Annotated in this window: 8 protein-coding genes and 1 pseudogene; 5 read left to right on the top strand and 4 right to left on the bottom strand. The window is 68.2% G+C overall.

All coding sequences use genetic code 11. The annotated features are described in order from the left end of the window. Positions 1-612, top strand: a pseudogene (locus EON91_RS13015) (DNA-directed RNA polymerase subunit beta'); the annotation flags it as partial. Positions 613-903: 291 nt separating this feature from the next. Here the strand turns inward: EON91_RS13015 and EON91_RS13010 are convergent. The 4 genes from EON91_RS13010 to EON91_RS12995 form a co-directional block, all read right to left on the bottom strand. After that, positions 904-1638, bottom strand: coding sequence for a hypothetical protein (locus EON91_RS13010; RefSeq protein WP_292095527.1), 735 nt, complete (start codon positions 1636-1638; stop codon positions 904-906). A gap of 82 nt (positions 1639-1720) precedes the next feature. Then, positions 1721-3010, bottom strand: coding sequence for an ABC transporter permease (locus tag EON91_RS13005; protein ID WP_292095524.1), 1290 nt, complete (start codon positions 3008-3010; stop codon positions 1721-1723). A 238-nt stretch (positions 3011-3248) separates the two neighbouring features. After that, positions 3249-3941 (bottom strand): ABC transporter ATP-binding protein, encoded by a 693-nt coding sequence (locus EON91_RS13000; RefSeq protein ID WP_292095521.1) that lies wholly within the window; start codon positions 3939-3941, stop codon positions 3249-3251. After that, positions 3941-5539 (bottom strand): efflux RND transporter periplasmic adaptor subunit, encoded by a 1599-nt coding sequence (locus EON91_RS12995; RefSeq protein WP_292095518.1) that lies wholly within the window; start codon positions 5537-5539, stop codon positions 3941-3943. Before EON91_RS12995 ends, EON91_RS13000 begins: the two co-directional genes overlap by 1 nt. Positions 5540-5632: 93 nt before the next feature. On the opposite strand from EON91_RS12995, the gene EON91_RS12990 reads away from it, so the two are divergent. The 4 genes from EON91_RS12990 to fusA form a co-directional block, all read left to right on the top strand. Then, positions 5633-6205, top strand: coding sequence for a hypothetical protein (locus EON91_RS12990; protein ID WP_292095515.1), 573 nt, complete (start codon positions 5633-5635; stop codon positions 6203-6205). 254 nt (positions 6206-6459) lie between these two features. Beyond that, positions 6460-6831: a 30S ribosomal protein S12 gene (rpsL, locus tag EON91_RS12985; protein WP_056453566.1), complete on the top strand. Its 372-nt coding sequence runs from the start codon at positions 6460-6462 to the stop codon at positions 6829-6831. A 63-nt stretch (positions 6832-6894) separates the two neighbouring features. Further along, positions 6895-7368 carry a 30S ribosomal protein S7 gene (gene rpsG / locus EON91_RS12980; protein WP_292095511.1) on the top strand — a complete coding sequence of 158 codons (474 nt, stop codon included), beginning with the start codon at positions 6895-6897 and terminating at the stop codon, positions 7366-7368. Between the two features lie 140 nt (positions 7369-7508). Continuing rightward, a partial coding sequence (fusA, locus tag EON91_RS12975; RefSeq protein ID WP_292095508.1) for an elongation factor G occupies positions 7509-8899 on the top strand: 1391 nt, incomplete at its 3' end.

The following is an 8899-nucleotide window of genomic DNA, read 5'->3' as shown; positions in this document are numbered from 1 at the left end:
GGCGATCTGATCCAGAAGGGCGACTACATCATCGACGGCAACCCGGATCCGCACGATCTGCTGCGCATCCAGGGCGTCGAGGCGCTGGCCGAGTATCTGGTGAACGAAGTGCAGGAGGTTTACCGACTGCAGGGCGTGCCGATCAACGACAAGCACATCGAGGTGATCGTTCGCCAGATGCTGCAGAAGGTCGAGATCCTCGACTCGGGCGAGACCACCCTGATCCGTGGCGACACGGTCGAGGTGGCCGAGGCCGTGGCCGAGAACGCCAAGGTCGAGAAGCGTGGCGGCCGTCTGGCCACCACCCAGCCGGTCCTGCTGGGCATCACCAAGGCGTCGCTGCAGACCCGCAGCTTCATCTCGGCGGCGTCGTTCCAGGAAACCACCCGCGTGCTGACCGACGCCTCGGTCAACGGCAAGGTGGATACGCTGGAAGGCCTGAAGGAAAACGTCATCGTCGGCCGTCTGATCCCGGCAGGCACGGGGGCCTACCTCCGCGCCCTGCAGAAGATCGCCAACGAGCGCGACGCCGAGCTGACGCAAGCCCGCGAAGACGCGGTCGAGCCGCTGCCGGTCGAGCTGGCGCTGGAGCTGGAGCAGTCGGAAGGCTGATCCGGGTCCGGAACCTGAACTGAAGAAGGGCGGCGTCGAAAGGCGCCGCTCTTTCTTTTTTGGGCCTGCCGCGCTTCGCGCTGCTTGAGGCCGTTCCTTTTTGGGGCCTATCGCGCTTCGCGCTGCTTGAGGCCCATCTTGTTCTTCTCCCCTTGCGGGAGAAGGTGGGCCCGAAGGGCTCGGATGAGGGGTTTCGCGACGCAAGGCTGACGGGCGAAGGCCCTGGCGACGGCGCGACCCCTCATCCGTCAGGCTTCGCCTGCCACCTTCTCCCGCAAGGGGAGAAGGGCTTCAGGGGGTCTGCTGCTTGTCCGAGCGCTGGCCGCCGTTGTGGACGGTCGTGGCGCCCTGGCGCATGTCGACGCCGGGGACGTCGGGCAGGAAGGCGCCGGCGCAGCCGGTTCCGAAATTGGAGCCGGGACAGTCGGCGGCGGTCAGGACGCCCGTGCCGCCCGACAGGGGGCGGCGGCGGGCTTCGTATTCGGCCAGGGCGCGGGCGCCCTGCGCGTTGAAGCGGGCGTCGCGACGGGCGTCGCCGCTGCCGGTGACGGGGGCCGCGCGGTCGGCGGCGGCGACCGTGCGCTGGTCGCAGGCGGCCTGTTCGGCGGCGCTGAGCCGGTCATAGGACTGGCGGCAGCCGACGCCGCCTCGCAGGGCCCGACCCACGCCGTCCACCATGCCGCCCGGAACCTGGTCCGGTCGCACGCGCCAGGGATCGTCGGGCGTGGGGATGTTCGGGGCGGGCTCGACCAGACGCGGCGCCGGCGGGGCAGGGCGCGCGGATGTTCGCTGGGATGGCGCGGTCGGTGCGGGCGCGGCGGTCGGGGCGGCGGCCGGCGGGCGCGGGCGCTCGCCCCGGAGCAGGGGGCGCGGCTCGATTTCAATCAGGATCAGGGTGTCCTCGGCGGGGCGGGCGTAGCGATCGTCCAGCCCCAGGGCCTGCCACGACATCCAGCCCAGGGCGCAGGCGTGCAGCAGGATCGACGCCGCGACCAGCGCAGCCGTGCGGCCGCGCGGGTGATCCATCAGCCTGTCCGCCGCCCAAGTCGTCACTGATCGCTCCCCGTTCGATGACAGTGGAACGGTCAAGCATGGCGACTTTCGGGCGCTATTCGCGGCGCAGGGCCTCGATCGGGTCCAGCTGGGCCGCCCGCCAGGCGGGATAGGCGCCGAAGACCACGCCGACGAAGGTCGAGAAGCCGATGGCCAGCGGCGCCGCCCAGGCCGGGATCGCGGTGGGCCAGTCACCGAACTGCGCCATGATCAGCGCGCCACCCACGCCGATCACCAGGCCGATCAGCCCGCCCAGCAGCGACAGGGCCACGGACTCCAGCGCGAACTGGGTCAGAACGTCCGAGCGGCGGGCGCCGATGGCCATGCGCAGGCCGATCTCGCGCGTGCGCTCGGTCACGCTGACCAGCATGATGTTCATGATGCCGACCCCGCCGACCACCAGCGAGACCCCCGCCACGGCGGCCAGCAGGATGGTGAAGGTCGAGGTCGAGGCCTGGGCCGCTTCCTGAATTGAGGTCAGGTTCTGGACGTTGAAATCGTCGTCCTGGCCCGGAAGGATGCGGTGGCGTTCGCGCAGCAGGTTCGCGACGTCCTGCTCAAGCTGATACAGGGCGTCCTTGTCGGTCGCCTTGACGTAGATCTGGTTGACCTGATCGCCCGAGACGCCCCGGCCGATGATGCGCGAGCGGGCGGCGTCCAGCGGCACCACCACGATGTCGTCCTGATCCTGGAAACCGGACTGGCCCTTGGGCGACAGCACGCCGATGACGGTGAAGGGGATGGGGCCGACGCGAATGCGCTGACCGACCGGATCGACGCCGTCGCCGAACAGGTTGGTGACGACGGTCTGGCCCAGGACGGCGACCTTGCGGCCGCTGTCGGCGGCGGCCTCGTCGAACATCTGGCCGGACGACAGGGTCAGGTCGCGAGCGACCAGATAGTCGGGGGTGACGCCCTCGACCCGGCTGGACCAGTTGGCGCCGTCATAGACCAGCTGGGCGCCGCCGTTGACGGCGGGCGAGACGGCGCGGACGCCGTCCAGATCGCGGATGGCCGCCGCGTCCCTGGCCGTCAGGGTGTTGTTCGAGCCGCCCGCCCCGCGCACGAAGCCGCCGCCCGCGCCCCGGGCCGCGCCCCCGCGCACGACCAGCATGTTGGTGCCCAGACTGGACAGGGCCTGTTCGACCCGCTGCTGCGCGCCCAGCCCAATGGAGGTCATCATGATGACCGCCGCCACGCCGATGACCACGCCCAGCGAGGTCAGGGCCGAACGCATGGGGTGGGCCGAGATGGCCCCCAGGGCGAACCGCACCAGCTCCAGCGGGCTCATGCCGCCGGTCGTGACCTTGAGAACGGAGGTGCGGGGTTGGGTGTGCTGGTCCATGATTTCTATTCCCCGTGCGTGGGCGAGGTGGTGGGCTGTGGCGCCCGGCTCGCACACGCCGTCATCCTCGGGCTTGACCCGAGGATCGAGCCTGGCGGTGGCCTGACGGCCGGTTGCGTCGAGCGAGCGGATCGTCCGATCCTCGGGTCAAGCCCGAGGATGACGGCTTTGGGGGAGGGGGCGACGGCCATGGCGGCGGCGACAGCGTTGGGGGCGTCCGAAGGAGGATGGCCGGCGATCATCCCGCGTTCCTCTCGTCGCTGACGATGTGGCCGTCGCGGAAGGCGATGCGGCGTTTGGCGCGGGCGGCGACCTCGGTGTCGTGGGTGACGATGCACAGGGTCAGACCCTGGGTGTTCAGTTCGTCGAACAGGGCCAGGACTTCCTGACCCGTAGCGGTGTCCAGCGCGCCCGTGGGTTCATCCGCCAGCAGCAGATCGGGACCATTGGCCAGCGAGCGGGCGATGGCGACGCGCTGCTGCTGGCCGCCCGACATCTGGGTCGGGCGGTTGTTCAGGCGATGGCCCAGGCCGACGCGCTCCAGCAACTCGACCGCGCGGGCCTTGCGTTCGGCGGGGGCGACGCCGGCGTAGATCATCGGCAGCTCGACGTTCTGGACCGCCGTCAGGCGCGGCAGCAGCTGGAACGACTGGAAGACAAAGCCGATCCGGCGGTTGCGGAAACCGGCCAGCTGGTCATCGTCAAACTCGGCCACCGGCTCGTTCTCGAAGCGGTAGGCGCCGGAGGAGGGGCGGTCGAGCCCGCCCAGCACGTTCATCAGCGTCGATTTGCCGGAACCGGAGGGGCCGATGATGGCCACATGCTCGCCCCGGCCGATGGACAGGGACACGCCGCCCAGGGCCGAGATGACCTCGTCGCCCATGACATAGGTCTTGGTCAGGTCCTCGATCTCGATCATGGCGGGGCCCATCAGCGGGGCGGTCCGCCGGCGCCGATGCCCCCCACGCCGCCGACGCGGCGCTGGGCCTGTTGCTGGGCCTGGGCGCTGGGGCCGGTCGCGCGCGGGCCGCCGCCGGTGATGACCTGATCGCCAGCCTTCAACCCGCCCGTGACCTCGGTATAGGAGCCGTCTGTGGCGCCGGTGCGGACCGGCACGGCCACCGGCTTGCCGTCGCGCAGCACCCAGACCAGACCGCGCCCGCCGCCGCCGGCGAAGCGGCCACGCAGGGTCTCCAGCGTGGTCTGCTGGTCGGGACGCAGCAGCGGCTTGATCTGGTCGAAGGCCTCGTTGAAGGCGGCGGCCATGGCGGGGTTGGGCCCCCGCGCGCGCTGGCCGCCCTGACGGGCGCCGCCCGTGGCGCGCATGCCGGCGCGGGCGGTCTGCTGGGCCTTGTCGAGGATCGGCTGGACCTTGGCGGTCTGGGCCGCGTCGAGGTTCAGTTCCTCGATGATGGCGGCGGCCCGGTTGCCCCGCTGGCCGGCGCCCTGACCCGCGCCCTGGCTGCGTTGCCCACTGGCGGCGCCCGGCTGGCCGCCCTGACGCTGGGTCGACTGGGCTTGCGCGTCGGCGGGGGTGAAGCGCAGGGCCGAGTTGGGCACGCGCAGCACGTTCTGGCGCTGTTGCAGGATGATTTCGGCGTTGGCCGTCATGCCGGGCAGCAGCTTTTCGGCCGGATTGTTCGCCTCGGCCTCGACCGTATAGGCGACGACGTTGGACTCGGTCGTCGGCAGCATGCGGATGCGCGTGACCTGGCCGGTGAAATTGTCGTTCGGATAGGCGTCGACGGTGAAGCGCACGGGCTGGCCGACCTTGACCGAGCCGATGTCCGCCTCGTCCACGCTGATCAGGGCCTGAACCCGCGACAGGTCCTGGGCCAGGGTGAACAGCACGGCGACGTTCAGACCCGAGGCGACCGTCTGGCCCGGCTCGATCTGGCGGTCGATGACGACGCCGTCGATGGGCGCGATGATGGTGGTGCGGCCCAGGGTCGCCTGATTGGCGCGCAGGGCGGCCTGTTGCTGGGCGACCTGGGCGCGGGCCTGACGGACCGAGGCGTTGGCGGTGCGCAGCGAGGCCTGGGCTGAATCCAGCGCGGCCTGGGCGACGATGCCCCGGTCGAAGAGGAATTTCTGACGGTCATATTCGGCCTGGGCCAGGGCGACGTTGGCCTGGGCCGTGGCGACCGAGGCCTCGGCCGCCTGGATCGAGGCCTGCGACTGCTCGACCGCCGAGCGCTGGTTCTGGGGGTCCAGAACGGCCATGACCTGACCCTTGCGGACGCGGTCGTTGTAGTCGACCAGCACCTGGGTCACCTGACCGGAAATCTGCGAGCCGACCTCGACCGTGACCAGGGCCTCCAGCGTGCCCGAGGCCGAGACGGAGGAGACGATCTCGCCGGTCTGGACCGCCTCGGTGCGATAGGGGTCGGCCTTGTCCCCGCCGCGCAGGAAGAAGAACCAGACGGCCACCGCCACCAGCAGCAGGCCGCCCAGCATCAGCCACAGGGCGCGCCCCTTGGGACGGCTGAAGCGGGGCTTGCGGGGCGTCGGGAAGGTCGTGGCGGTCATGAACGGCGTCTCAAATTTGTCGCGAGCCCAGGGCCGCACGCTGAAGGTCTGCTAAATGTAACGGGCAAGGCGAAGGTTTCCGTCGGAGGCAGGATGATCGGCGGGATTCTGGCGGCATTGGTGCTTGGGCTGCAGACTCATCCAGCGGCTGGGTCGCAAGCGACCTGCCTTCCTGTTGATCACCAGCGTAACGCGTCGCGGGCCTGGTCCGATTTCGAATTCTCGACCGAGATCGAAGGCGGGCCGATGTGGCTGGCGGGGAGGGGCTGTTACGCGCGCGCGGGAGAGGCGGCTCGCGAATACCTGGCGCGCGGTCCGCTGCTGAGCGTGCGGGAACAAGCGATCACCCAACTGCATCTAGGGCGGAATCTGGCGTTTGCCGGGGACGAGGCTGCGGCTGCCCAGGCCGTCGCTTCGGCCCGCCGTTCAGACCTGCGAACGGATGGCGAGATCGCCCTGGACTGGAACGCCTATGTCGAGGGGCTGTACGGCTTTCTGGTCAAGGATCGGGAACTGCTGGATGCGCGCCTGGAAAGCTTGCGTCGCTCGACCCATCAAGGGGACGCCATGAACGCGGGTAACCTGGCCCGACTGGCCGCCTGTTTCGAGCGCAGCTATATGGAGGCGCAGACCGCGTCGGAGTGCGTCGCCGCCCCGGCGCCTTGACGCAAACCGGCGGGAAGCGTAAACGCGCCGGACTTTCGAGGCATGGCGATTCAATCGGCGTGTTGAGATCGTGACAATCAAGCGGACGGGCTGTGCCCGCCGGAACGCCCAAAGCGCGCGTTCCGGCTTTTCTGTTTGGGTCACGGCTCATCTCGATAACCCACCCGGGCGACGTCTCTGGCGTCGTTCAAAAGAAGGCTCATGAGGCGCCCCGGCCGAAAGGCACACGCCTCCATCGATTGAAGAGAGTATCCATGCCTACGATCAACCAGCTGATCCGCAAGCCGCGCGCCCCCAAGCCGGTTCGCAACAAGGTGCCGGCCCTGAAGGGCTGCCCCCAGCGTCGCGGCGTCTGCACCCGCGTCTATACGACGACCCCGAAGAAGCCGAACTCGGCTCTGCGTAAGGTCGCCAAGGTCCGTCTGACCACCGGCATCGAAGCGGTGTGCTACATCCCCGGTGAAGGCCACAACCTGCAGGAGCACTCGGTGGTCCTGATCCGCGGCGGCCGCGTCAAGGACTTGCCCGGCGTTCGCTATCACATCCTGCGCGGCGTGCTGGACACGCAAGGCGTCAAGGACCGCAAGCAGCGCCGTTCGCACTACGGCGCCAAGCGTCCGAAGTAAGCGAACCGCCTCACCGCATCAGAGATTTTCCCGGCGTCGGCCGGGACCGAGAAGGAATACCCCATGTCGCGTCGTCACCGCGCCCAGAAGCGTGAAGTTCTGCCGGATCCCAAGTTTGGCGATCTGATCGTCACCAAGTTCATGAACTACGTCATGTACGAAGGTAAGAAGGCCGTCGCCGAGAACATCGTCTATGGCGCCTTCGACATCCTGGCGGACAAGAAGAAGGAGCAGACCCCGGTCGAGACCTTCCACACCGCCCTGGACAACGTCGCCCCGTCGGTCGAAGTGCGCTCGCGTCGCGTCGGCGGCGCCACCTATCAGGTGCCGGTCGAGGTCCGTCCGGACCGTCGTCGCGCCCTGGCCATCCGCTGGCTGGTCAACGCCGCCCGCAACCGCGGCGAAAACACCATGACCGAGAAGCTGGCGGCCGAGCTGCTGGACGCCTCGAACAACCGCGGCACCGCGGTCAAGAAGCGTGAAGACACCCACAAGATGGCCGAAGCCAACCGCGCCTTCAGCCACTACCGCTGGTAAGCGTCTTCAAAGCGCCATCTGGCGCGCTTATCTGTGACTATCCGGCGCGGGCGGTTTTGAGATAAATCGCCCGCGCCGCCATATCCGACATTTCCTTGGGCGCCGATCGCGTCCGCGAAGCACCCTCGAAGGCAACTCCAATGCCCCGCACGCATAAAATCGAAGACTACCGCAACTTCGGCATCATGGCCCACATCGACGCGGGCAAGACGACGACGACCGAGCGGATCCTGTTCTACACCGGCAAGAACCACAAAATGGGCGAGACGCACGACGGCGCGTCCACCATGGACTGGATGGACCAGGAGCAGGAACGCGGCATCACCATCACCTCGGCCGCGACGACCGCCTTCTGGCGCGGCAAGCGTCTGAACATCATCGACACCCCCGGCCACGTGGACTTCACCATCGAAGTTGAGCGCTCGCTGCGCGTGCTGGACGGCGCCGTGACGGTGCTGGACGGCAACGCCGGCGTCGAGCCGCAGACGGAAACCGTCTGGCGCCAGGCCGACAAGTACAGGGTTCCGCGGATCGTCTTCGTCAACAAGATGGACAAGATCGGCGCTGACTTTAACGCTTCGGTCGAGTCGATCCGCGACCGCCTGGGCGCCAAGGCTGTGCCGATCCAACTGCCGATCGGTTCGGAAACGAACCTGAAGGGCGTGGTCGATCTGGTCGAGATGAAGGCCCTGGTCTGGGAAACCGATCAGGTCGGCGCCGACGCCGACGTGCGCGACATCCCGGCCGACATGGCCGAAGAATGCGCCGCCGCTCGCCAGTACCTGATCGACAACGCCGTCGAGCTGGACGACGAGGCGATGGAAGCCTACCTGGGCGGCGAAGAGCCTTCGGTCGAAACGCTCAAGAAGTGCATCCGCAAGGCCGTGCTGACCGGCGCCTTCTACCCGATCCTGGGCGGCTCGGCGTTCAAGAACAAGGGCGTGCAGCCGCTGCTGGACGCCGTGATCGACTACCTGCCGTCGCCGGTCGACATTCCGGCGACCCCGGGCATCGACTTCAAGACCGAAGAGCCCGTCACCCGCAAGGCGTCGGACGACGAGCCCCTGTCGGTTCTGGCGTTCAAGATCATGGACGACCCCTTCGTCGGCTCGCTGACCTTCTGCCGCCTGTACTCGGGCAAGATGGAAACCGGCCAGTCGCTGCTGAACTCCAGCCGTGACAAGAAAGAGCGCGTCGGCCGCATGCTGCAGATGCACTCGAACAACCGCGAAGACATCAAAGAAGCCTACGCCGGCGACATCGTCGCCCTGGCCGGCCTGAAGGAAACCCGCACCGGCGACACCCTGTGCGATCCGCTGAAGTCGCCCGTCATCCTGGAAAAGATGGAATTCCCGGCGCCGGTGATCGAGATCTCGGTCGAACCCAAGTCCAAGGCCGATCAGGAAAAGCTAGGCGTCGCCCTGGCCAAGCTGGCTTCGGAAGATCCGTCCTTCACCGTCTCGACCGACCACGAGTCGGGCCAGACGATCCTGAAGGGCATGGGCGAGCTGCACCTGGACATCAAGATCGA

Origin of the sequence: Brevundimonas sp., from assembly GCF_004210735.1 — a bacterium.
GTDB lineage: Bacteria > Pseudomonadota > Alphaproteobacteria > Caulobacterales > Caulobacteraceae > Brevundimonas.
This window is presented reverse-complemented; position numbering and strand designations above follow the sequence as displayed.

Excerpts from the sequence above, each read along its gene's own strand:
- EON91_RS13005 (WP_292095524.1), bottom strand. The coding sequence starts at position 3,010 with ATGGACCAGCACACCCAACCCCGCACCTCCGTTCTCAAGGTCACGACC.
- EON91_RS12990 (WP_292095515.1), top strand. The coding sequence starts at position 5,633 with ATGATCGGCGGGATTCTGGCGGCATTGGTGCTTGGGCTGCAGACTCAT.
- EON91_RS13000 (WP_292095521.1), bottom strand. The coding sequence starts at position 3,941 with ATGGGCCCCGCCATGATCGAGATCGAGGACCTGACCAAGACCTATGTC.
- rpsG (WP_292095511.1), top strand. The coding sequence starts at position 6,895 with ATGTCGCGTCGTCACCGCGCCCAGAAGCGTGAAGTTCTGCCGGATCCC.
- rpsL (WP_056453566.1), top strand. The coding sequence starts at position 6,460 with ATGCCTACGATCAACCAGCTGATCCGCAAGCCGCGCGCCCCCAAGCCG.
- EON91_RS12995 (WP_292095518.1), bottom strand. The coding sequence starts at position 5,539 with ATGACCGCCACGACCTTCCCGACGCCCCGCAAGCCCCGCTTCAGCCGT.
- EON91_RS13010 (WP_292095527.1), bottom strand. The coding sequence starts at position 1,638 with ATGGATCACCCGCGCGGCCGCACGGCTGCGCTGGTCGCGGCGTCGATC.